22 protein-coding genes are annotated in these 25,596 nt (G+C 38.4%); all 22 read left to right on the top strand.

Annotation, left to right across the window (positions count from 1 at the left end; all coding sequences use genetic code 11):
• The first annotated feature begins 16 nt into the window (after positions 1–16).
• The 22 genes from rpsO to recA all read left to right on the top strand — a co-directional run bounded on the left by rpsO (position 17) and on the right by recA (position 24,918).
• A complete protein-coding gene (gene rpsO, locus MHH51_RS14315; protein ID WP_040980194.1) occupies positions 17–286 on the top strand; it encodes a 30S ribosomal protein S15 in 270 nt (89 codons plus the stop codon).
• A 302-nt stretch (positions 287–588) separates the two neighbouring features.
• Positions 589–2,703, top strand: a complete 2,115-nt coding sequence (pnp, locus tag MHH51_RS14310) for a polyribonucleotide nucleotidyltransferase (RefSeq protein WP_147209513.1) — start codon at positions 589–591, stop codon at positions 2,701–2,703.
• A 569-nt stretch (positions 2,704–3,272) separates the two neighbouring features.
• Positions 3,273–4,226, top strand: a complete 954-nt coding sequence (locus MHH51_RS14305) for a polysaccharide deacetylase family protein (RefSeq protein ID WP_339282369.1) — start codon at positions 3,273–3,275, stop codon at positions 4,224–4,226.
• Positions 4,227–4,252: 26 nt separating this feature from the next.
• The gene (locus MHH51_RS14300; protein ID WP_339282368.1) at positions 4,253–5,479 is read left to right on the top strand and encodes a pitrilysin family protein; all 1,227 of its coding nucleotides are present in this window, start codon (positions 4,253–4,255) and stop codon (positions 5,477–5,479) included.
• 103 nt (positions 5,480–5,582) lie between these two features.
• The gene (locus MHH51_RS14295) at positions 5,583–5,837 is read left to right on the top strand and encodes a YlmC/YmxH family sporulation protein (protein WP_147209510.1); all 255 of its coding nucleotides are present in this window, start codon (positions 5,583–5,585) and stop codon (positions 5,835–5,837) included.
• A gap of 353 nt (positions 5,838–6,190) precedes the next feature.
• Positions 6,191–7,075 (top strand): dipicolinic acid synthetase subunit A, encoded by an 885-nt coding sequence (gene dpaA, locus MHH51_RS14290; RefSeq protein ID WP_339282367.1) that lies wholly within the window; start codon positions 6,191–6,193, stop codon positions 7,073–7,075.
• Positions 7,072–7,677, top strand: a complete 606-nt coding sequence (dpaB, locus tag MHH51_RS14285; protein WP_147209508.1) for a dipicolinate synthase subunit B — start codon at positions 7,072–7,074, stop codon at positions 7,675–7,677. Before dpaA ends, dpaB begins: the two co-directional genes overlap by 4 nt.
• A 40-nt stretch (positions 7,678–7,717) precedes the next feature.
• Positions 7,718–8,770, top strand: coding sequence for an aspartate-semialdehyde dehydrogenase (gene asd / locus MHH51_RS14280; protein ID WP_339282366.1), 1,053 nt, complete (start codon positions 7,718–7,720; stop codon positions 8,768–8,770).
• 100 nt (positions 8,771–8,870) lie between these two features.
• A complete protein-coding gene (dapG, locus tag MHH51_RS14275) occupies positions 8,871–10,100 on the top strand; it encodes an aspartate kinase (protein ID WP_339282365.1) in 1,230 nt (409 codons plus the stop codon).
• A gap of 153 nt (positions 10,101–10,253) precedes the next feature.
• Positions 10,254–10,991, top strand: coding sequence for an ATP-dependent Clp protease proteolytic subunit (locus MHH51_RS14270; RefSeq protein WP_147209676.1), 738 nt, complete (start codon positions 10,254–10,256; stop codon positions 10,989–10,991).
• Positions 10,991–11,197 carry a YlzJ-like family protein gene (locus tag MHH51_RS14265; protein WP_147209505.1) on the top strand — a complete coding sequence of 69 codons (207 nt, stop codon included), beginning with the start codon at positions 10,991–10,993 and terminating at the stop codon, positions 11,195–11,197. Before MHH51_RS14270 ends, MHH51_RS14265 begins: the two co-directional genes overlap by 1 nt.
• A gap of 318 nt (positions 11,198–11,515) precedes the next feature.
• Positions 11,516–13,846, top strand: coding sequence for a DNA translocase FtsK (locus MHH51_RS14260; RefSeq protein ID WP_339282364.1), 2,331 nt, complete (start codon positions 11,516–11,518; stop codon positions 13,844–13,846).
• A gap of 324 nt (positions 13,847–14,170) precedes the next feature.
• Complete coding sequence (locus MHH51_RS14255; protein WP_147209503.1) at positions 14,171–14,896, top strand: GntR family transcriptional regulator; 726 nt, start codon at positions 14,171–14,173, stop codon at positions 14,894–14,896.
• Between the two features lie 681 nt (positions 14,897–15,577).
• Positions 15,578–16,864, top strand: a complete 1,287-nt coding sequence (locus tag MHH51_RS14250) for a pitrilysin family protein (protein ID WP_339282363.1) — start codon at positions 15,578–15,580, stop codon at positions 16,862–16,864.
• On the top strand, positions 16,857–18,152 hold the full coding sequence (locus MHH51_RS14245; protein ID WP_147209501.1) for a pitrilysin family protein: 1,296 nt from the start codon (positions 16,857–16,859) through the stop codon (positions 18,150–18,152). Before MHH51_RS14250 ends, MHH51_RS14245 begins: the two co-directional genes overlap by 8 nt.
• A complete protein-coding gene (locus MHH51_RS14240) occupies positions 18,149–18,865 on the top strand; it encodes an SDR family oxidoreductase (RefSeq protein ID WP_147209500.1) in 717 nt (238 codons plus the stop codon). The genes MHH51_RS14245 and MHH51_RS14240 overlap by 4 nt, the downstream gene beginning before the upstream one ends.
• A 273-nt stretch (positions 18,866–19,138) precedes the next feature.
• The gene (locus MHH51_RS14235) at positions 19,139–19,390 is read left to right on the top strand and encodes a DUF3243 domain-containing protein (RefSeq protein ID WP_147209499.1); all 252 of its coding nucleotides are present in this window, start codon (positions 19,139–19,141) and stop codon (positions 19,388–19,390) included.
• A 344-nt stretch (positions 19,391–19,734) separates the two neighbouring features.
• Positions 19,735–20,520 (top strand): DUF3388 domain-containing protein, encoded by a 786-nt coding sequence (locus tag MHH51_RS14230; RefSeq protein ID WP_147209498.1) that lies wholly within the window; start codon positions 19,735–19,737, stop codon positions 20,518–20,520.
• Positions 20,521–20,545: 25 nt separating this feature from the next.
• Positions 20,546–21,445: a RodZ domain-containing protein gene (locus tag MHH51_RS14225; RefSeq protein ID WP_339282362.1), complete on the top strand. Its 900-nt coding sequence runs from the start codon at positions 20,546–20,548 to the stop codon at positions 21,443–21,445.
• Between the two features lie 378 nt (positions 21,446–21,823).
• A complete protein-coding gene (pgsA, locus tag MHH51_RS14220) occupies positions 21,824–22,402 on the top strand; it encodes a CDP-diacylglycerol--glycerol-3-phosphate 3-phosphatidyltransferase (protein ID WP_147209496.1) in 579 nt (192 codons plus the stop codon).
• Positions 22,399–23,646 (top strand): competence/damage-inducible protein A, encoded by a 1,248-nt coding sequence (locus MHH51_RS14215; protein ID WP_339282361.1) that lies wholly within the window; start codon positions 22,399–22,401, stop codon positions 23,644–23,646. Before pgsA ends, MHH51_RS14215 begins: the two co-directional genes overlap by 4 nt.
• A gap of 228 nt (positions 23,647–23,874) precedes the next feature.
• Positions 23,875–24,918, top strand: a complete 1,044-nt coding sequence (gene recA / locus MHH51_RS14210; protein WP_339282360.1) for a recombinase RecA — start codon at positions 23,875–23,877, stop codon at positions 24,916–24,918.
• Positions 24,919–25,596 lie beyond the last annotated feature (678 nt).

Below are 25,596 nucleotides of genomic sequence, written 5' to 3'. Positions count from 1 at the left end.
TTTTGGAGGTGCCATTATGGCAATTACACAAGAACGTAAAAACGAAATTATTAATGAGTACAAGGTTCATGACACAGATACTGGATCTCCAGAGGTTCAGATCGCTGTCTTAACTGCAGAAATCACTGCATTAAACGAACATTTACGTACACATAAAAAAGACCATCATTCACGTCGCGGTCTTTTGAAAATGGTAGGTAAACGCCGTAACTTATTAACTTACCTACGTAATAAAGACGTTACTCGTTATCGTGAATTAATCAAAAAACTTGGTTTACGTCGTTAATAACGTTAAAAGCAGGAGCAATCCTGCTTTTTCTTTTATGTTTTTTAAACAAATAAGAAGCATTTGAAGCTGCAAATCCGTGGTTTAGATGTTTTTTACGGTTGATAAGGGTCTGAAACAGGTATAAATATGTCAATGCGTGAACATCCTCTATAAGATAGCGATTGATTCCTGACAGGCTATCGTTTATGCTATAAAAAGACATTCTTTTGTAAAAATAAGATATAGAAGAAAAATTGTACTATATGAGGTGCTACATATATATTTTAAATGCTGTAGCCTTGAAAGGAGTAACAAAACTAATGGCAGATGAAAAAAAGCTATTCTCTACGGAGATTTCAGGAAAGAAATTTACAGTTGAAGTAGGAGAGCTGGCAAAACAAGCAAATGGAGCCTGTATGATACATTACGGAGACACCTCTGTATTGTCCGTTGCAACAGCCTCCAAAGAACCAAAAGATTTACCATTCTTTCCGTTGACAGTGAACTATGAAGAAAGATTGTATGCGGTAGGGAAGATACCGGGAGGATTTATTAAACGTGAAGGACGTCCCAGTGAGAAAGCGATCTTGTCTTCCAGACTAATTGACCGTCCAATCCGTCCATTATTCCCCGACGGCTTTCGTAATGAGGTACAAGTAATAAGTACAGTAATGAGTGTGGACCAGGATTGTTCTTCAGAAATTGCAGCAATGATTGGTTCATCGATTGCTTTAGGTATTTCAGATATTCCTTTTGAACAGCCGATTGCTGGTGTTCATGTCGGGCGTGTGAATGGCGAGCTAATCATTAATCCTACCATTGAACAAGAAGCAAAAAGTGATATTGATTTAACGGTTGCTGGAACAAAAGATGCAATCAACATGGTTGAAGCTGGTGCAGATGAAGTACCGGAAGATGTTATGCTTGAGGCAATTATGTTTGGTCATGAAGAAATCAAACGTCTTGTTGCTTTCCAGGAAGAGATTATACAGGCATGCGGAAAAGAAAAATTTGAAGTTGTTATTTCAGAGACGAGTGAAGAGCTTGTAGCAAAGGTTGAAGCAGAAGCGAAAGATGAATTAAAGACTGCGATTCAAGTTGTCGAAAAACATGCCCGTGATGAGGCAATAAAAGCTGTTAAGCAAGAGATTGTAGAAAAATATGAAGCGGAAGAGGCTGAAGAAGAAACCATTAAACAAGTTAAATCTGTATTAGATAAGCTTGTGAAAGAAGAAGTTCGCCGCTTGATTACAAAAGAAAAAGTACGTCCTGATGGCCGGAAAGTGGACGAAATCCGTCCGTTATCATCACGTATTCATGTTCTTCCCCGTACACATGGATCAGGCTTGTTTACGCGCGGACAAACTCAAGCTTTAAGTATTTGTACATTGGGAGCACTTGGAGATGTACAGATTTTGGATGGACTCGATTTAGAAGAAACAAAACGATTTATGCATCATTATAACTTCCCGCAGTATAGTGTAGGAGAAACCGGGCCGATTCGCGGACCTGGCCGTCGTGAGATTGGGCATGGTGCGCTGGGAGAGCGTGCTCTTGAAAAAGTAGTGCCGAATGAAAAAGATTTCCCTTATACAATTCGTCTGGTTTCAGAAGTTCTTGAATCCAACGGTTCTACTTCTCAAGCGAGTATCTGTGCAAGTACATTAGCAATGATGGACGCAGGTGTTCCAATTAAAGCACCAGTAGCAGGTATTGCAATGGGACTTGTTAAATCTGGAGATGATTATACGATTTTGTCTGATATTCAAGGCATGGAGGATGCACTTGGTGATATGGACTTTAAAGTAGCAGGAACAGAAAAAGGTGTAACAGCCCTGCAAATGGATATTAAAATTGACGGTTTATCAAGAGCAATCTTAGAAGAAGCACTTACGCAAGCGAAAAAAGGCCGTATGCATATCCTTGATTCCATGCTGCAAACCATTCAGCAACCAAAAGATGAGCTGTCTGAATACGCTCCAAAAATCTTAACAATGACAATTAATCCGGATAAAATTCGTGATGTCATTGGGCCAAGCGGAAAACAAATCAATCAAATCATTGATGAAACTGGTGTGAAGATTGATATTGAACAAGATGGCAACGTCTTTATTTCATCTACTGATAATGAGATGAACCAGAAAGCTAAGAAAATTATTGAAGATCTGGTACGGGAAGTGGAAGTTGGACAATTATATCTTGGTACGGTAAAACGTATTGAAAAATTTGGTGCATTTGTGGAACTGTTCAAAGGGAAAGATGGACTGGTTCATATTTCTGAGCTTGCAGAAGAGCGTACGAATAAAGTCGAAGATGCTGTATCTATTGGGGATCAAATTATGGTGAAAGTAAAAGAAATTGATCGTCAGGGAAGAATCAATCTTTCCAGAAAAGCAGTTCTGCAAGACGAAAAGAAAGAGAATGCTAAATCATAAAAAGAGAAAAATTACTTTGGGTTATATATTTTGTACAAAAAAGAAGCTGATTTTTTAGTTCAGTTTCTTTTTTTATGAAGCGGTTTATGGTAAAAAAAGTGAATTACTAAATAAAATGAAAAATAAATCCATCTTTTGTCTCTAATATAATAAATCGTTTTTTCGAAGAGTAAGAAAGTATAAAATGCTGAGGATAGCCGCTCCAACGGGTTTCATGGGGTGAGTAATCTTAGGCCCAAGGACGCCGCGAACTTAACCGAACTTCCTTTTCCGTTTTGCGCATTCCCACAGGAGTCTTCGTGTATTTCTTCCGCTAGAATTATCTTCTTTTCTTTGAAAGAAAGCAAAAGAAACACATCTCCTTGGCAAGAACACTAGTATTTTAAAGACCAAGTGATTTTCTTGGCTTTTCTAGTATTTAAGCACTATGACAAGCATAGTGTTTTTCTAAAGTTTAAGATTAATTATCTTATTATAGTCTGTGGTTGTGAACACTGCGAAGATCATCTTTAAAATAAATGCATACTTGTCCCTCTCAAGCATAGAAATGATAAGGGGAGGGATTAAATATGAAGCGATATTTTAAGTATGTACATGTAGTAGTTTTTCTAATTTTAATTTTTACGGTATTCGATATACGATATAATCCTTTTCAAACAAATTCTGTAGTGGTTGAACCAGCTGGAATAGAGATGAGCTCAACAAAAGATGATCTGTATAAGGAGATTGAACAAAAAAAAGAGACATACGAACAAAAGCCGCAGGATGCTTACATTGATAAGGTTTGGAAGAAAACACCTGGAAGAAACGGTCTGGAAGTAAATGTCGAAGAATCCTATAAAAAAATGAAAGAAGCAAATGAATGGGACGAAGATTTACTTGTTTTTAATGAAACCTCTCCTGATATCTTGTTAACAGATTTGCCGCCATCTCCAATTTATCGCGGACATCCAGATAAAAAAATGGTTTCATTTTTAATTAATGTTTCCTGGGGAGAGAAATATATTCCCGAAATGCTTCAAATTCTCAAAGATAATCAAGTAAAGGCAACTTTTTTTATTGAAGGTAAATGGGCACAAAATAATGCGAGTCTGGTTAAAATGATTGAAGAGGAAGGGCATTTAATCGGTAACCATGCCTATAATCATCCAGATATGGCAATGCTGGAAAAAAATGATGCCTATACACAAATAGAAGAGACAAATCAAATTTTAAAAACAATAACAGGAAAGCAGCCTGTATGGTTTGCGCCGCCAAGCGGAAGCTACAAAGACGAAACGGTGGAAACAGCAGCTGAACTGGAGATGGAAACTATCCTATGGACTGTCGATACGATTGATTGGAAGAATCCGTCTGTTTCCGTAGTGGTGAATCGCATACAAAACAATGTCCACCCTGGAGCGATGATTTTAATGCATCCGACCCAAGCAAGTACAGGTGGTCTGGAGCAAATGATTAGCGGTATCAAAGAAAAAGGTTATAAAATAGGAACAGTAGAATCACTATTAAGTGAATCGCGTTAAGCTAGGAAATTTAGGAGGATATACATTTGATAGAAAAATATACAAGCAGCAATGGTGTACGTATTGTACTAGAATCCATGCCGGCTGTACGCTCAGTCACAATAGGTATATGGGTTAAAACTGGATCCAGAAATGAAACAATCGATAATAACGGCATTTCACACTTTTTAGAGCATATGTTTTTTAAAGGGACTAAAACAAGAAACGCTCAGGATATTGCAGAAGCATTTGATTCTATCGGCGGACAAATTAATGCTTTTACCTCTAAAGAATATACATGTTTTTATGCAAAAGTGTTAGATACACATAAAGAATTTGCCTTAGAAGTATTAGCGGATATGTTCTTTGAATCAACATTTGACGAGGAAGAAATGGAAAGAGAAAAGAAAGTAGTTTATGAAGAAATTAAAATGTGCGAGGATACGCCTGATGATATTGTGCATGACCTGCTGGCAGAAGCTGCATACGGTAAGCACCCGCTGGGGTTCCCTATTCTTGGTACAGAAAAGCAGTTGGGGTCTTTTAATCAAAAGCAATTACAGCAGTATATAGAAGATAATTATACCCCTGATCGTATTGTTGTTTCTGTAGCTGGTAATGTGAACAGCTCATTTATTAAGGAGATTGATTCCTACTTTGGATCACTTACAAGAAAAGCAAAAGAGAAAGAATTAACGAAGCCAGTATTCTTACAGGAAGCAATTTATCGAAGCAAGGATACAGAACAGGCACATTTATGCCTCGGCTATAATGGGTATGAGGTAGGAGATAAGCATTTATATCCGCTATCTATTATGAATAATGTGCTGGGAGGAAGTATGAGCTCACGATTATTCCAAGAGGTGCGTGAGAAAAAAGGACTTGCCTATTCTGTCTTTTCTTATCATGCTGCATTTATAGATGATGGTCTACTCACAATCTATGCGGGTACAGGCAAAGAGCAGCTAGAACAGCTGGAAGAGGTTATTTATTCTACCCTTCATCATTTTGTGAAACAAGGATTAACAGAGAAAGAATTACGGAACAGCAAAGAACAAATTAAGGGAAATTTGATGTTAGGATTAGAGAGTACCAATAGTCGGATGTCACGAAATGGCCGTAATGAGCTGTTATTGCAAAAACACCGTTCTTTAGATGATTTAATTACAGAAATTGATGGCATTACCGATCAGCAGGTGACAAGTGTCATTCAAAATGTCCTGCTGCAAAACCCATCCCGTGCACTAGTTGCACCAGAAGACTACCGTAAATAGAAGCATGTTTTCTTATTTTGGGACATATAGTGTATAAACGAGACTTCATTATCTTGTGATTGTAAATACTTGCCCTAAGAAAAACAAAAAAAGGAGTTTTTTTATGGTGCGCTTTCGAGATATGGGAGATAAGGAAATCATTAATGTGAATGAAGGAAAAAGGCTTGGCATGCTTGGTCAAACCGATTTAGAAATTAATCCTAAAACGGGTCAGATCGAAGCGTTTATTATCCCGAGTTATAAATGGTTTGGCCTTGTCAAAGAGGGAGAAGAGACTAAAATTCATTGGCAGTCTATCCGGAAAATTGGTGAGGATATGATAATGATTGACACCAAACTTCCTGATGAAGAACGATAAAATAGAAATTATTTGCTTAAAGCTTGTTTATTTTGTTGGAAAAGGAGACTGAACACATCCTTTTCTTTCTGAATAAACAAGCTTTTTTAATATCTTAATATTAGGCTTTTAATTGCCGGGAGCGAGCATTTACATAAAGAACAGATGATTAAACTCATCCAAAGACCTATGCATCAGCATATAAAGAGTTTTAAGTAAGAAAAATAAACTTTTCGGAGCTTCCTTAATGAAGAAAGCATTTTCTAAAAGTTAGACGGTAATTTTAAGGCTTATTTGTTCACCCCTCACTTAAAAAAACATAAGCTATATCGAATCATGAATACGTTAAAAGTTGTCTGGAGGTAATACGTAAAATGAGTCGACGGATTGCAGTGATAGGTGGAGATGCAAGATATTTAGAGTTAATAAAAATCTTAAAAAGTAATCATGATAATGAAGTGATACTTTGCGGTTTTGATAAATTGGAGCAGGGGTTTACAGGCTTAAATGAATTAGCATTAGATGAATTGGATCAGAGCAGCCTGGATGTAGTTGTTTTACCAATTACAGGGACGGATTCAAGCGGAAATGTCGAAACAGTTTTTACAGATAAAAAAATAAATTTGGATGGAGCATGGTTTCAAAAATTAAATCCCGAATGTGTAGTTTTTACTGGAATTACGAATGATTACTTAACCAATTTGACGGAAGAAGCAGGTATTAAGCTGATACCATTGCTTGATCGTGATGATGTTGCCATTTATAATTCCATTCCGACTGCTGAAGGGGCCATTATGATGGCTTTTGAGCATACAGATCAGACAGTTCACTCTTCGCGTGTGATGGTTGTAGGATTTGGCAGAGTAGGTAATACGGTAGCAAATAAGTTTTCTGCACTTGGTGCGAAGGTTTCAGTGTGTGCCAGAAGCATACGGGATTTGGCGCGTATTACAGAAATGGGTTTAAATGCAGTGCCATTACATGATTTAAGTAAACAGACAGAGAATTGCGATATTTTAATCAATACGATTCCGAGTCTTGTTGTTACCAAAGAGGCTATCAGGAATTTGCCGAATAATGCAGTAATTATTGATCTTGCCTCCAAACCGGGAGGAACAGATTTTGAATTTGCGAAAAAACGCGGTATTAATGCCATACTTGCACGCAGTCTTCCCGGTATTGTCGCCCCTAGAACTGCCGGAAAAATACTTGCTAATGTGATGGAACAAATTCTCGAGGAGGAGCGTGAATTAGAATGACATTCACCGGTAAACGGATTGGATTTGGTCTGACTGGCTCCCATCATACGATTGAGCATATTTTTCCAATTATGGAGGAATTAATTAATCAGGGTGCAGAAATCATTCCGTTTATAACAGAAACGGTTCAATATACAGATACCAAGCACGGTAAGGCAAAAGATAATGTAGAAAATCTTGAGAAAATAACCGGTCAAACAGCTATTACTACTATCCCTGGGGCAGAGCCTTATGGTCCGGATAAACCGCTTGATGTAATGGTCATTGCCCCCTTGACAGGAAATTCAATGAGTAAGCTGGCTAATGCTCATACAGATAATCCAGTCCTGATGGCTGCCAAGTCTACTCTCCGCAATGAAAGTCCAGTGGTATTGGCTTTAACGACCAATGATGCACTCGGATTAAATGCAAAGAATTTAGCCATATTGCTTAATGCAAAGCATATGTTTTTTGTTCCGTTCGGGCAGGATAATCCTTATCAAAAACCCTCCTCTCTCTCAGCAGATTTAAGTCAATTAATTCCAGCTGTAGAGACGGCGTTAAAAGGAAAACAAATTCAGCCGATTATTGTACCTTATTCCACAAAAAATATGTTAAAATGAAGTTTAGTTGACATTTAATTAAGTGGAGGGAGTTATTAGAATGCCAGAGCAGCAAACATACAATGTAGCTATAGTAGGTGCTACAGGGGCAGTAGGTCAGAAAATCAAAAAAATATTAGAAGATAAAGAGTTTCCGATAAATGAATTAAAATTATTATCATCTGCGCGTTCAGCTGGAAAAGAAGAAACATTTCGCGGGGAAACAATCATTGTTGAAGAGGCTGCAGCCGAATCCTTTAACGGTGTAGATATTGCGCTATTCTCTGCAGGCGGGTCTATTTCTAAAAAGCTGGCTCCAGAGGCGGTTAAAAGGGGAGCAGTTGTTGTCGATAATACAAGTGCTTTTCGTATGGATAAGGATGTACCGCTTGTTGTTCCAGAAGTTAACCCAGAGGATATTGCAGAGCATCATGGGATTATCGCAAATCCGAACTGTTCCACCATTCAAATGGTCGCAGCTTTAAAACCGATTAAAGATGCATATGGAATTAATAAAATTATTGTATCTACTTACCAGGCAGTATCAGGTGCTGGAAATGCTGCGGTAGAGGAATTGTATGAACAGTCAAGGGGTTATTTAGAAGGTAAAGAATTAAACGCAGAGATTTTACCTGTTAAAGGAGATAAAAAGCATTTTCCAATTGCTTTCAACGCATTGCCGCAAATCGATGTGTTTGAAGACAATGGCTTCACTTTTGAAGAGATGAAAATGATTAATGAAACAAAAAAAATTATGCATGATGAAGCCTTAAATGTAGCAGCAACCTGTGTACGCCTTCCATTTGCTACTTCCCATGCAGAGAGTGTCTATATTGAATTAGATCGGGAAGGGCTGGCTGTTAAGGATATCTGGAAGACGCTGGAAGCGGCAGACGGAGTTATTCTGCAGGATAACCCTCAGGCTCAGGAGTACCCAACTCCACAATCTGCACAAGGTAAAGAAGAAGTTTTTGTCGGACGCGTACGCAAAGATTTAGATAATCCAAAAGGCTTCCATCTATGGGTTGTATCTGATAACTTATTAAAAGGCGCGGCTTGGAATACAGTACAAATCGCGCAAGTATTAACAGAACGCGGCTGGTTAAAAAAATAATTATCCCCAGTCATTGATGAAGACGATTTTAAAATGATGACGTAATTAATCTATTAGACATCCAGAGTTTAACAGCTTGGATAGTGTTGAGGTGTTAATATTGCAAGTATTAGTACAAAAATTCGGAGGAACTTCTGTACAATCAGAAACAAATCGGGAGCATGTTATCCGTCATATTAAGGATGCACTTGTTCAAGAATATAAATTAGTTGTTGTTGTTTCTGCTCTAGGAAGAAAACCAGATCCTTATGCAACGGACAGTTTGCTAAGCTTAATAGACTTTCCGGCAAATAAAAATTCTAACCGTGAGCTCGATTTACTTATGTCATGCGGTGAAATTATTTCATCCGTTGTCCTATCTAATGAGCTGCAAAAAAATCATGTTTCTGCAACAGCTTTGACTGGTGCGCAGGCTGGTTTTGTAACGAGTGAAGATTTTAACCGGGCAAAAATAAAAAAGGTAAATCCTGTACGTATATTACATGAATTAGAAACGCATGACGTCGTTGTTGTGGCAGGGTTCCAGGGTCAAAGTGAGTCTGGAGAAATAACAACCATCGGCCGTGGCGGCAGTGATACTTCAGCAGCTGCCCTAGGGGTTGCTTTAGAAGCGGAGCGTATCGAGATTTTTACAGATGTAGAAGGTATTATGACAGCAGATCCGCGTGTCGTAAAGAATGCACGTCCGCTTGATGTGGTGACATATACTGAAATCTGTAATCTTGCTTATCAAGGCGCAAAAGTCATTCACCCGCGCGCTGTAGAAATAGCTATGCAAGGGAAAATACCGATGCGTATCCGTTCAACCTATTCCGAACGGCTTGGGACGCTTGTTACATCTTCCAGGATTGAAGAAGCAGGTGCAGACATTTCAGAACGGATGATAACAGGTATTGCACATATTGCGAATGTTACTCAAATTAAGGTGCAGACGAAGGAATCAGCTTACCGTGTACAATCAGAAGTATTTAAAGCAATGGCAGAATCTGGTATTTCTGTTGATTTTATTAATATCTCGCCCACAGGTGTGGCTTATACTGTGCCGACAGAGCTTACTACAAAAGCAATAGAAATTTTAGAGATGCTGGGCTTTCAACCGGAAATTACGGAAAACTGTGCAAAGGTTTCAGCAGTTGGAGCCGGAATGACAGGAGTACCTGGCGTTGCCTCTAAAATCGTGCAGGCATTAACGGACTCTGGTGTGCAGATATTACAATCAGCAGACAGCCATACTACAATTTGGGTTTTGGTACACGACCATGAATTAGTAACAGCAGTTAATGCATTGCATGAAGTATTTGGATTAAGTGCAGAAGAAGTACCGTTATAAAAATCAAAAAAGACATGAAGCAGCTATTATCTGCCTCATGTCTTTTTACTATCCAAAATATTAAAAAAGATACCATATCTCTTCTTTCGTATTATTTTTTACCGATTGTTTATACTAATCATAAAAATAGCTGGAAGGGGTTTTAATATGCGTATGGATACGGATGATAATGAAAATCAAGAAGAAGAGGAGAACGGATCGAACAATGCATCCTCTCTTGTAGAAAAAATTCAGCAGCTTGGGCAGGCAAATGTTCCGCAGGCTCCTGATTCAAATATCCATGTTTTATCAATCATTGGACAGGTGGAAGGGCATCTTCAGCTGCCGCCGCAAAATAAAACAACAAAATATGAGCATTTGCTGCCACAGCTGATTGCTGTAGAACAAAACCCTAAAATTGAAGGGTTAATTATTTTGTTAAATACAGTTGGCGGGGATGTTGAAGCAGGGCTGGCGCTTGCGGAAATGATTGCATCGATGTCCAAGCCGACTACCTCTATCGTACTTGGAGGAGGACATTCCATTGGTGCACCGATTGCAGTCGCCACGGATTATTCCTTTATTGTGCCTACAGCAACAATGACGATACACCCTGTCAGATTAACAGGACTGGTAATCGGCGTTCCACAAACGTTTGAATATCTTGATAAAATGCAGGATCGTGTGATTCAGTTTATTGTTGATCATTCCAATATTGATTCTGAACAATTAAAGGAATTGATGTTTGCAAAAGGGAATCTTACTCGCGATATTGGTACAAATGTTGTTGGCAGGGAAGCTGTGGAGTATGGCATCATTGATGAAGTCGGCGGAGTAAAAGAGGCAATAAAGAAATTAAATTACATGATTCAAAGTTCAAAACCAAAACAAGAAGAGGAAGGGACTGCCTGATGATACTCTATACACCATTATCCTATCAGGAAATTTTTCCGGAAGAACAAGGAGCAGGTAACGGAATACAAGCAATTGAATGGCAGGGAAGAACGGTTTTTGTATCTAAAAATAATGATGGGAATTACCAAATTAATCAGCTTATTTCAAGTAATCCGAATGATTATCTGAATCCGGAATTTTTACCAGGAAGAATTATCAGCTGATGGTAATCTATGCTATAATAAAGAAACGATAAAAGATAAGATTATGAAACAATATTGGATGACATGATAACTGGAACAGCAGCCTCTTTAAGGAGAAGACAGGGAATTAGTGCAATAAGCACTTATTTTCCCAATAAAGTCTCTCTGACAGTATAAAGAGAACTGATTCCAGTTTCCTTGTTTAAATCTATCAATATATAAATTGAATAATTGCATCTATCTCTTTTTAAAATAGAAATAAAGTATATGAAAGGAGTATAATGCTTTCATTCAATTTATATGGAAATCTTAATTTGTTCTACATACAGGGGTGAGAAAATGGCTGCCAAAAAGAGAAAAAGAAGAAAAAAAACGACAACCAAACAGCTTAAAGGATTACAAAAAGAGCTCATTGGATTATTATTAATATTTATTGCAATATTTGGAAGCGGGGCAGCTATGTTAAGCGGCGGTGCTATACCTGATTGGCTGGGAAATATATTTCAGTTTTTCTTGGGAATTTGGCATTTTATCCTTCCTGTTGCATTATTTATTATTGGTTTTTATCTCATTATCAAACGCCAGGTACCTGATTTTTTATCCAGAAGATTAATAGGATTTTATATTTTTCTGACCGGTATCTTATTGCTGACACATGTACAAGTGATGGAAAGCTTGCTGGCTAATACGAATGATGTATCTATACTTGGTCTGACCTGGCAGCTTTACTTCCAATACTTAGAAGGCACCGGTACATTGGTACAGACAGGCGGAGGTATGGTCGGTGCACTATTATTCACTGTCTCTTACTTTTTATTTTCTATTGCAGGTTCGCGGATAGTTGTATTTTTCTGCTTACTAATCGGAATTATTTTTTTGACGAATTTGTCTATCGGCGAGTTTGTTAAAAAGTTAGGTGCTGGTTTTAAATCCACTTTTGCTTATCTGGCCGAACGTCTGGAGCGATCAAGAGAGAAAAGAGCTGAACGGAAAGAAGAGCAAAAAGAAATTAAAGATTCTGTTTCTAAGAAACGAAAAGAGAAAAATAAACAGGTAACGGAAGAGCATGAAGACAATACAGAAGAGCTTCTTATTAATGATTTTACAGATATTGCGTATCAGGAACAGCCGCAAGCAGAAGCTGAAACTGTAAAAACAGAGAGTTCCAAACAGCAGGAAAATGCGGGTGGTGAGGAAGAGCTTCAGGAAACATTGCCTATGACAGCAACAGAAAATCACGATTATAAGCTGCCGTCGATGGATTTATTAGCAAGTCCAGCCCATAATTCACAGCAGCAGGAGAAATCACATATTCAGGCAACTGTGCGTAAGCTGGACCGTACTTTTCAGAGCTTCGGCGTAAAAGCTAAAATAGCAAAAGTACATGTCGGTCCAGCAGTAACGAAATATGAAGTGTATCCAGAGTCTGGTGTGAAGGTAAGTAAAATTGTCGGTCTTCATGATGATATTGCTTTAGCACTTGCTGCAAAGGATATACGTATTGAAGCACCGATACCCGGCAAATCAGCAGTGGGTATTGAAGTCCCTAACAAGGAAGTATCCATGGTTTCACTCCGGGAGGTTTTAGACAAACAATCTTCTAAGACAAATAAACTGACGTTTGCTTTAGGAAGAGATATTTCTGGAGAAGCAATTGCCGGGGAGTTAAATAAAATGCCCCACTTACTGATTGCCGGCGCGACAGGAAGTGGGAAAAGTGTCTGTGTGAACGGCATTATTACAAGTATTCTAATGCGTGCCAAACCGCATGAAGTCAAGATGATGATGATTGACCCTAAAAAAGTAGAGCTGAATGTATATAATGGGATTCCGCATTTATTAACACCTGTTGTAACAGATCCTAAAAAAGCTTCCAGAGCATTGAAAAAAATTGTTGCAGAGATGGAACGGAGATATGATCTGTTTTCTGATAGCGGCACAAGAAATATGGAAGGCTACAATGCCTATGTCCGGAAACAAAATGCAGACGCAGATGCGGAGGAGCAGCAGCCTTATTTGCCGTATATTGTTGTTCTTGTGGACGAGCTGGCAGATTTAATGATGGTTGCTTCGAATGATGTAGAAGATGCAATCACCCGGCTTGCGCAAATGGCGCGTGCGGCAGGTATCCATATAATCATAGCAACGCAGCGTCCATCTGTAGATGTTATCACCGGGGTTATTAAAGCAAATATACCATCAAGAATTGCCTTCAGTGTATCATCTACAACAGATTCACGTACAATCCTGGATTCCGGGGGGGCAGAGAAATTACTTGGGCGGGGCGATATGTTATATCTCCCATCCGGCAGCTCTAAGCCGACACGTGTCCAGGGTGCATTTTTATCTGATGAAGAGGTAGAACGTATTGTAGATCACTGTATCGAACAGCAGCAGGCAAGCTATCAGGAAGAAATGATTCCAGAAGAAACGAATGAAGTGATGGAGGAAGTGGATGATGAGCTTTATGACGATGCAGTACAGATGATTACTGAAATGCAAAGTGCGAGTGTTTCTATGCTCCAGCGCCGTTTCCGCATCGGTTATACGAGGGCAGCCCGATTAATAGACGCTATGGAGGCGCGTGGTATTGTCGGGCCATATGAAGGAAGTAAACCTCGTTCTGTACTGGTGCCTAACCAGACAGAAGAGCATTCCACTACTTCTTAAAAAAACCGGTTTATCTGTTGTGGATAAACCGGTTTTTTCTCATTCTGTAAGAAAGTACTTTTGATGTGAATTTATTTCTGGTTCATAGATATAACTGTCCAGATTCACAGGCTTAATAGCCGGCAATCTCCCTGAGTAACTGGATAATAAGTCACCGTCGATTCAAAGTGTGCAGTCCGGTTTGTACGTTGTTGTACAGAGGCTCTGAGCTTTTGTTCAGATAATGATTTTTTAAAGTTCAAAATTAGCAGAAGAAGTGGTACGATTAATAACAGATGCAAAAAGGCTATAGATGAAGTATTTGATAAGAAAAGAGGTGAAGAAATGAATTTGCGTGAAGATGCCAGACATTTATATTTGCAGGTTATGGACAAAATAAAAGCAGGCATTGAAGATGGATTATATAAAGAGGAAGAAAAACTGCCATCTGAATACGAACTTTCGAAGCAATTAGGGGTTTCACGGGCAACTTTACGAGAGGCATTAAGAATGCTGGAAGAAGATAATATCGTAACCCGCAGGCATGGAGTTGGAACATTTGTAAATACAAAGCCATTGTTCCAGGCAGGTATTGAAGAACTCAGCAGTGTAACACAAATGATTAAGCAGTCAGGAAAGAAGCCTGGGACACAATATATCAGTACAGATATTTTAGATGCTACCGAGCAGGAAAAGCGTGATTTCAGCAACCCGGATTTAGAATATGTAACAGCTATTGAAAGAATACGTACTGCTGATGATGTGCCAGTTGTATTTTGTGTTGATAAAGCTCCAGCGTCTTACCTGTCTTTAGAAAAACTACGGGAGATGGCTTCCATTTTCAGTACGATTGAAGCGGCCTCAGAAAAGCAAATTACTTACGCTGTTGCAAATATTGAACCAATTACATATCATGAACGCATTTATAGTATTTTGCAGTGTACGCCCGACCAGCCGCTGCTTTTATTAAAACAGATGCACTATACAAGCAATGATGAGGGTGTTTTGTATTCTATGAATTATTTCCGGGCAGATATGTTCAGCTTTCAAGTTGTACGCAGACGTCTTTAATGTTGCCGGGGAATTTCTTTGCGGGCTGTAAACATTTTATAATCAAAAGGAAAGCTGTTGTTTAAACTATATTAGAAGACAGATCAATTCTATATACTCAACTTTCACACCTGAAAAATAACTTGCTTATCCTGGAGACAGGCGTTGACCGTTCCTTCCATCTATCTCTTGACAAGGCATAAACGCTATTTAGAAAGAAGATAACGTGTAAGGCTACCGCTGCGGCGGACCGTTTTGCTTTCGACGTACAGGACGTACTAATGCAGGCGTTGCAACAACTCTTTTCGATGGGGTGAGTAATCGCAACCCCAGGACGTTGCGACCTTAGCCTGCCTAGGGGCATGCTCTTCAGCTAACTTTTGCTAAGAAGAGCACTTGAAAAGCGATTTTCTTTTCAAGTTAGCTGAAGCCGTCCCCATGGAAAGCATAGTGGTTGGTTGCAGGAGCTATACACAATTTCCATTTCATATAGTAGGGGATTTAACAAAATGCAAACAGGATAAGAAAGAACATGTTCAACCTGGAACAGTAAGGTATAGATGCTTACTCTCAGGTGCGAAAGTTGAGTTATATACTTTTAAAAAATTTCCGCATGTAATACCTGTTTCTTTGAATATGATGGATGATAAAGGAGAGAAACGCGTAAAATAAATACTGGCTAGTTTAGAATGGAGGATAAATATGAGTGTTAAGGAAATTAAACAGAATGAAAATAATATAAAATTTCACATGCTTCCGAATAAAAAACATAAAACATTAACCTTTGCAATAAAATTTCGTGCACCGCTGGAGAGAGGAACCATTACAAAACGGGCTCTGCTTCCTTATGTGTTAAAACAGGGAACAGCTTCCTTTCCTACGCGCAAAGAACTGCAGGAGGAATTGGCAGAATTGTATGGGGCAGTGCTTTCTATCGGAGGATCAAAAAAAGGAGAAAGTCATATTTTGACGTTTTATTTGGAAGTACCAAATGAAAAATTCCTGCCTGGAACCAATTCATTATTGGAACGGGCGATAGAACTGCTGTATGAAATTGTTTATAAACCAAATCAGGAAGAGAACGGATTTCCTAAGCGGGTATTCGACCGAGAAAAAGAAATTCTTCGTCAAAATATACTTTCTATTAAGGATGATAAGGCCAGCTATGCTAATATTCGGCTAATGGACGAAATGTGTTCAGGTGAACGCTATAGTATTCATGCACAAGGCTATGAGAAGGATTTATCAGCGTTTTCAAATCAGGAGCTGTTTACGTATTATCAAAATATGCACCAGGAAGATGAGATGGATATTTATGTAAGCGGAGATTTTGATGCGGAACAGATGCTGAATTTATTAACTAGCCGATTTAAACGGTCATCAAAGAAAAAAGAAGCTCCTGTTAATGATGATGTGCCAGCGCAATCAGTTACATCCAAAGAACTGATCGAAGAAGATCAGGTGCAGCAGGCGAAGCTGAATATCGGCTATCGGACCAATATTCTTTTCCGAGATGAAAAGTATCCGGCATTGCAGGTTTTTAATGGGATGTTCGGCGGTTTCCCAAGTTCAAAATTATTTATAAATGTAAGAGAAAAGAATAGCCTGGCTTATTATGCTGTCTCCCGGATGGAGAGTCATAAAGGTTTATTATTTGTGATGAGCGGAATTGCTCCAGAGGATTATGATAAGGCATTGACAATTATCCGTGAGCAGTTGGAAGCTATGAAAAATGGCGAATTTACGGAAGAAGAACTGGAAGAAACAAAGCTTCTTATTATCAATCAATTAAAAGAGACCTTAGATCATACGCAGGGTATGATTGAATTTATGTATCAGCAAGTAGTTGGACACAAAGAGATTACAGTTGATGAGCTGTTTCATGGTATTCAGCAGGTAACTAGAGAGCAGGTTATCGAAGTAGCGAATCAAGTGAAGGAAAACATGGTGTACTTATTAACAAGTGAAGGAGGAGAGGCCGATGAATAAGCAGTATTTTGATACAATTGATGAAACTTTATATGAAGAAAAACTAGATAACGGACTGCAGGTTTGTCTACTACCAAAACCGGAACTGGCGAAAACATATGGTGTTTTCATGACAAATTACGGATCGATTGATCAGAGCTTTGTACCTATTGGTCAAACAGAGGCGATCACTGTGCCGGATGGAATTGCTCATTTCTTAGAGCATAAGCTCTTTGAGAAAGAAGATCGTGATGTATTTACGGATTTCACCAAGCAGGCAGCTTCTCCAAACGCCTTTACTTCCTTTACAGAAACAGCTTATTTATTTTCGGCGACAAGTAATATTGAGAAGAACGTATTAACATTGGTTGATTTTGTGCAGGATCCCTATTTCTCTGAGCAATCCGTAGAGAAGGAAAAAGGAATCATCGCGCAGGAAATTAATATGTATGATGATCAGCCGGATTGGCGTCTGTTTATGGGAACGAATAAAGCGTTGTTCCATAACCATCCTGTGAATATTGATATTGCAGGCACAGTAGATTCCATTTACACCATAACAAAGGATGATTTATATACCTGTTACCATACTTTCTATCATCCGGAAAATATGATCTTATTTGTAACTGGAAACTTTGATGCTCAGGAAATGATGAATTTAATTAAAGAAAACCAGCAGAAAAAATCATTTGATAAGCTGGACGATATAAAGCGGCAGTTTCCGGAAGAGCCTGATACTGTAAAAGAAAAGAACTTAATGATAAATATGCCGGTATCTATTCCTAAATGTGCAGTAGGTATTAAAGAGCCGAATAAGCAGCTCGAAGGCGAAGAATACCTGAAACGTGATTTATTCGTTGATATGGTGCTTGATCATTTCTTTTCAACTGGCGGAGAGTTTTACCAAAAACTATATGATGAAGATTTAATTGATAACAGCTTCTTTTTTGAAAGTAATCTGCAAACTTCTTTTGGTTATGTTTCCATTGGTTCCAATACCAATAATCCTGAAGCTTTTTCCTCACGGGTGCAGGAATTGCTTTTATCAACCAAAGACCACGAAATTAGTGAAGCAGATTTTGAACGGATGAAAAAGAAAAAGATGGGGCAATTGCTCCGTGCGATGAATTCTTTGGAATTTATTGCGAATCAATTTGCCACTTTATCCTTTAAAAAGGTAAATTTATTTGATATCGTACCATTTATTCAAAAACTGACTGTTCAGGATGTAAATGTGTTTTTAAATTCATGGATAGAAGAAGAACGTCTGGCAACATGCACGATTCAAAATCAAACGGTGGATAAATGAAAGGGAATATCCTTTTAATTGGTGCGAGTGGTGATATCGGTTCAGCTATTGCAAAAAAATTGCTGGACACCGGGTATCAGCTTATCCTTCATTATCATTCCAATCAGGCACCTATTAAAGAATTAATGCAGGCTGATGAGCGAAACGCTATCTTAGCTGCTTATCAGGCGGATTTAGCAGATGAAGCAGAGGTAGCTGATTTTATTGAGGCTGTATCTATCTCTGTAGATGGAATTATTTTTGCTGGCGGTCATGCACATTATGGTTTGTTTCAGGATATGAGAGCTGAAGAGATGGATGACTTACTGCAGGTTCATGTCAAGTCGCCATGGTTGATTACCCATCATTTTCTTCCAGCTATGATCCGCCAAAGAAAAGGAAATATTTTATTTGTTACAAGCATTTGGGGCGATTATGGGGCAAGTAATGAAGTTGTCTACTCCAGTGTAAAGGGAGCCCAAAATATATTTGTAAAGGCTTTGGCAAAAGAAGTAGCATTATCCAATATCCGGGTAAATGCAGTAAGCCCCGGTTTTATTGATACGAAAATGAATCACAATTTATCTCTTGAAGAAGCAGATGCCTTTATTAATGAAATTCCGGAGAATCGGGCGGGGCGTCCTGAAGAGGTTGCCAATGTAATCAGCTATTTACTTAGTGAAGAATCCAGTTATATTCAGGGTGAAGTCATTCATATTAATGGCGGTTTGTAGAAGGATATCTTCATTCAACAGCATAATTACAAGCGTTTCTCTATGGTAAAAGATAATTGGGCATGTATAAATTTTAAAATTCCTCAAATACTATAGGTGCTTAAGGAGAGTTTCAGAACAGCCCGCTTATGTAGTCAGCCTTTATTTTTGCGAATAAAGAGATATAAAATGGTGTTCTGAAAAAGCTGTATGTCCCTGGTAACAGGGATAATGGTTGGCAAATCGTGAGACTTCTTAATTTGCAAAAGAATACTTTTGAGGAGGCGTGTCCAAATGTCAGTATTAGATAACTTCGATTCATGGAAAGGCTTTTTAAAGGGACGTTTGCAGCAAGCTGAAGAAAGTGGTATTAACCATGATACTTTAACTAATTTGGCAGCTGAAGTCGGTGATTATTTAGCTGAAAGTGTTGATGCTAAAACGCCGGAAGAAAAGGTGCTGAAAGAGTTGTGGAGTACAGCTTCTGAAGAAGAGCAGCAAGCTCTTGCCAGCGCGATGATTAAGCTTGTCCAAAAGCATGATTAACTAATGAATATTTCAGAAGAGAAGCTGTATAGGATTATCTATATAGCTTCTTTTTATGTATGGATAAACGTTATTCATTTTTTGTATGGAAGTGTTTCAGAAAAATGAATGATGAAAAAGGTGTTAGCTGTTTAGGAAAAACTAAAAAGATGGTATATTATAATAGAAACATTATCCTTTTTTCGATATGATGATACATAGTACGACATAATAAGTTATCTGTTTGAAAAGATTACTTTAAAAAGTGTATGTTCAAAAAGACGATAAAAAGGATTGGGATGTCTCTTTCCTGACGTGTTATTTTTAATTCAGGCTTTTTGAGCAGACTCTAAAAGGAGCTTATCATGGACAGAACACAGTGGTACCTAGAGTATGAAAATTTAAAAAACCGCCCGGGATTATTAGGCGAAATTTCCTCTTTACTAGGAATGCTCTCCATTAATATCATTATGATTAATGGTGTGGAAAATTCTCGCAGAGCCATGCTCATCCTGTCTAAGTATGATGAAAATATAGTTAGACTTAAATATATTTTAGAAACAATGGATGCGATTAAAGTACACAAACTTCGTAAGCCTAAATTACGTGATAAAATTACAGTCCGGCATGGAAAGTTCATCCATCACGATAATGAGGATCGTAAAACTATTCGTTTTGTACGAAATGAACTTGGACTTTTAGTCGATTTTATGGCTGAATTATTTAAGGTGGAAGGGCATAAACTTATTGGGATAAGAGGAATGCCCAGAGTAGGAAAAACAGAATCTGTTGTTGCAGCGAGTGTCAGCGCAAATAAGAGATGGCTGTTTGTATCCAGCACTATGATTAAACAAACTGTGCGTAAAAGTTTAATTGAAGGGGAATATGATTCAGACAATATTTACATTATCGATGGTATTGTGTCAAAAAGAAAAATGAATGAAGAAGAGCACTGGCAGCTGATTAGAGAAATTATGCAGCTGCCGACTGTCAAGGTGATTGAACATCCGGATATATTCGTTCAATCTACGGAATACAGCATGGAGGATTTTGATTATATTATTGAGCTCAGAACCCACGAAGATCAGGAAATCACTTATGAAACAGTGGAAAATGAAGATTTACGGCAGGACGGATTCTCGATGTTTTAATTTACAAAGGTGGAAGGTGTTTTAAATGGATGTTGGTGAAAAACTAAAAGAAGCACGGCTGGCCAAAGATATTTCTCTGGACAGCCTGCAGGAAAAAACAAAAATACAAAAAAGGTATTTAGTTGCAATTGAAGAAGGGAATTTCAATATTCTCCCAGGGAAATTCTACACACGTGCTTTTATAAAAGAATATGCGTCTGCGGTAGGGATAAATCCGGACGAGCTTATGACAGATCATAAAGAGGAGCTTCCTCCCACAGAAGAAGAAGAAAATGTACAATACAGCCGGATACAACGGACAAGAAAAGAGAGTAAATCAGATAAAGAATCTCGTTCATCATCCATCATTCCAACGGTTACAGTTATTTTATTAATTATCGCTATTATCGCGGTAGCAATATTTTTCCTGCGTCAGAGCTCCTCCTCGAATGAAGGAGAGCCAGTTGAGGATAATAATACGGATAGCAGTACGATTATTACCGATTCAGATGATAGTGGCAATGGTAATGACGCTGCAGCAGATGATTCTGAAGAGAATAACGATGACGAAGGAAATGAAGATGAGGAACAGGAAACAGAAGAAAATGAAGAAGTTTCTGTTGAGGTAGTAGAAGAAGGAACAGGGTCTTCTCCAACATCTGTACTTGAGATATCAAATGTTAGTGATGAAGCTGTATTAACGCTGGAATCAGCTGATGCAGACTTGAACAGCTGGTTAGATGTAACCGGCGGAGATGACGAGTCCTTATTCAGCGGCAATTTTGATGCAGAAGCATCCCCATTAGAAATTGATATTTCTGATGAAGATTCCGTATTACTAAATATAGGTAATTCATCAGCTGTAACAATTTCTGTTGATGGAACAGATATTGAGTACCCAACATCTGCAATCCATCAGCGTTTAGAGTTACAAATTAGTAATTAACTATATTAAGTAACCTGTAAACCCTCCCTGAAAGGGAGGGTTTACTTCATGCACATGATGCACTATAAGAGGATGTTCAAAAAGTCCAATAAAGATGACGCGGCGATAAGAGGATCTTCTACTAAGAACGGGTACGTCGTGTGGGCAACAACGTAGAAGGCGCCGCAACACGTGAGAAGTGCGTTGACTAGCTTTTTCCGATGGGACTGAGATTACTCGTCCCATCGAAAAATTTGCGATTACTTGCCCCACCAAGAGCGTTACTCACGTATTATAAAGCATACGTTCCGCTCAGAAAAAACTAGTCGTATTAAACTTCTTGGTCCTATTTATCCGACTTTTTGAACACGTACTATAAGAAAAAATGGAGGATATAAAATGAATTTACCAAATAAACTAACTTTTTCTCGTATTTTAATGATACCGCTTTTTATGATATTACTGGCAGTACCCTTTCCATGGGGAAGCTGGAATATTGGAAATGCAGAATTACCCGTTGCTCATTTTGCTGCAGCTCTGATATTTATTATTGCAGCAGGCACAGACTGGGTAGATGGCTATTATGCAAGAAAACATAATCTGGTTACCAATTTAGGGAAATTTATGGATCCTTTAGCAGATAAGCTGCTTGTTTCTGCAGCCCTTATTTTATTAGTAGAGATAGAGCTTGCTCCAGCATGGGTTGTTATTATTATTATCAGCAGAGAGTTTGCAGTTACTGGATTAAGGCTGGTTGCAGCAGGTGAAGGAATTGTTTTGGCTGCAGGGAGTATGGGGAAATTAAAAACAGCTACACAAATGATTGCCATAGCTTCTTTATTGCTGCATAATTTTCCATTTTCTTATATGAGCTTCCCATTTGGTACGATTATGTTATATATTTCTTTAGTGTTCACTATTATTTCAGGGGTGGACTATTTTGTTAAAAACTGGCATGTGATGAGGGATTCTAAATGACAAAAAATTATCAAGCAGAAATTGTTGCAGTAGGTACAGAATTATTATTAGGCCAAATAGCAAATACAAATGCCCAGTGGCTGTCTGAACAATTAGCTACTTATGGAATTAATGTTTATAACCATACCGTAGTGGGAGATAATTTAGATCGTGTCGAGCAGACATTTCGGCTGGCACAGTCACGTTCGGATATTGTCATTGTCACAGGCGGTTTAGGGCCTACAGAGGATGATTTAACCCGTGAAGGTTTTGAACAAATGACCGGCCTTGAAATTCTAGAAGATAAGACTACGATGGAGAAGATAGAAAGTTATTTTAAAGAACGCAACCGTACGATGACGCCGAATAATCGCAAGCAGGCCCGAGTATTTAAAGGCGCCAGTGTTTTAAAAAATAATGCTGGTATGGCTCCGGGAATGTATGTAGATTATCAGGATACACATTGGTTCTTTTTGCCGGGAGTTCCACGGGAAATGAAGCAAATTTCATCAGAAGAATTATTTCCATTTTTAGAAAACTTAACAGGCAAACAGCAGGTAATCCAATCCACGGTCTTAAAATTTATTGGTATCGGCGAATCTAATCTGGAGCATGAACTGACAGATATGATTCATGGACAGACAAATCCGACAATAGCTCCCCTTGCTCAGGATCAGGGTGTGGTCATCCGGGTTACAGCAAGTGCTTCATCGAAAGAAGGTGCCCAAAAGCTGGTCGCAGATAAAAAGCAGGAAATTTTAGCCCGTATCGGTGAATACTGCTTCGGTGAGGACGATCAGACGATTGAGAATAAAGTTATTGAGTTATTAGCTGAAAAAGAAAAAACAATTGGTGCAGCAGAAAGTTTAACAGGAGGATTATTCTCTAGTAATCTTGTGTCAGCCGCTGGAGCCTCCAATGTTTTTGCAGGCAGTTTAATTACTTATCAAACATCTGCAAAGGAATCTTTATTAGATTTATCTCCGGAATGGATTGCTGAATACGGTGTGGTGAGTAAGGAATGTGCTGAAAAGATGGCTGAACAGGCAGCTTTTAAATTAAATACACCAATGGCTATTTCTTTTACAGGGGTTGCCGGTCCTGATACGCAGGAAGAAAAACCGGTCGGACAAGTCTATATTGCTATTTTTGATGAAGAGAAAATTGTAGAGTCAAGCTCTATCCTTTTATCAGGAAACCGTAATAATATCCGTGAAAGAGCTGCATTAAAAGGCTTTGAATTATTATATCAATACTTAAAATAATTTTTTAAGGTGAATGAAAGTTTTATTTTTATTACAAAAGAGGCAGATTTAATAATTCAGTTTATATAAGAGAGAGAATTGGGCATTTTTGAACAAAAGAATGTATAGATTTTAATTTTTGAAGTAAAATCTGATATAAAAATAGCAGAACATTTATTCGTCTTTTTGCTTGTTAAATATGTAAAAACGTTGTATGATGGATAAAGATAGATAAAGGAGGTAGTTTCGGTGAGTGATAAACAACAAGCTTTAGATATGGCTTTAAGACAAATAGAGAAACAATTTGGTAAAGGTTCTATTATGAAAATGGGGGAACATGAAATACCTAAGATGGCAACTATTCCAAGTGGTTCATTGGCTTTAGATGTAGCTCTTGGAATTGGCGGGTATCCGAAAGGAAGAGTAGTAGAGATATATGGTCCGGAATCTTCCGGTAAAACTACCGTTGCGCTTCATGCTATTGCAGAAGCTCAAAAAAAAGGTGGTCAGGCAGCTTTTATTGACGCAGAGCATGCATTAGATCCCATCTATGCAAGAGCTTTAGGCGTTAATATTGACGAACTTCTGCTATCGCAGCCGGATACAGGAGAACAAGCTTTGGAAATTGCTGAAGCGCTTGTTCGAAGCGGTGCAGTAGATATTGTTGTTGTAGACTCTGTAGCAGCACTTGTACCAAAAGCAGAGATTGAAGGGGAAATGGGAGACTCTCATGTCGGCTTGCAGGCAAGATTAATGTCGCAGGCACTTCGTAAGCTTTCAGGGGCAATTAATAAATCAAAAACGACAGCTATTTTTATTAACCAGATCCGTGAAAAAGTAGGCGTTATGTTTGGAAATCCAGAAACTACTCCCGGCGGCCGTGCATTAAAATTCTATTCTTCTGTAAGACTGGAAGTGCGCCGTGCCGAAACACTTAAGGTTGGCAATGACGTGGTAGGGAATAAAGCCCGTATTAAGGTTGTGAAAAACAAAGTAGCACCTCCGTTCAAACAGGCTGAAGTAGATATTATGTATGGTAAAGGTGTTTCCAAAGAAGGAGAGGTCCTTGATATTGGCTCGGATCTTGATATCGTACAAAAAAGCGGTGCCTGGTATTCTTATAATGGAGACCGTTTAGGTCAAGGCAGAGAGAATGCTAAAATATTCCTGAAGGAAAATGAAGCATTATTTGAAGAAATCAGCGGAGCAATTCGTGATCATTATGAGCTCGACAAAGACTTGGAACAGCCTGAAGAAAAATCAAAAGAAGAGCAGGAAAGCCTGGATCTTTAATATAACCTGCTTTGTACCTCACTCAAAAACCATAGTACATCTGTGCTATGGTTTTTTTGTTGCCAGGAAATTATAGAATTATTGCCTTGTGGATAACTATTTATAGAAAAATAGCCGCGTCCAGCTCCGAGCGCCAAACTTTAGAGATTTCACGTCACGCCCTACGATAAAGAAGACTTAGCGATTGTCAAGCCGTCAGGCGTAGACAGAGGTAAAGTCGCACTTATGCCCTGTGGGTGAAAGTCAACATCGGTTTAAAGTAAAGGAAGTTCGACCAAGGTCGAACCACCCCCAAAGACCGGGGGCGCAATCTCTACGTTTTTAAGCAGGCGCTCTGCGCTTTTGTTCTGAAGTTCAGGAATACTATACCCAGCTCTGAATGTCAAAAACGGGAGGAAATAACACATTTCGGAACAGCTAAATGTATACCGGAAACCTGATATCATCGGCGTTTCGTCAAGAGTAGCACACTCTTAAACTATAGGATGTTTTGCAGGGGTTTGTTCTTATAAACAAACTATATAACAAAATTTCGAATATATTTTAATTTATATATCGGGTGCTCCTTGACATTCAGGCTGGTGAGAATTAATATTAATAGTGTATAATTTTATAATTTGTATTATGAAATTACCTTTATTTTAATGCATTTGAAAATGTGATATGCCGACAAATACG

This window comes from Oceanobacillus sp. FSL K6-3682, assembly GCF_037976165.1.
GTDB lineage: Bacteria > Bacillota > Bacilli > Bacillales > Amphibacillaceae > Oceanobacillus > Oceanobacillus sojae.
This window is presented reverse-complemented; position numbering and strand designations above follow the sequence as displayed.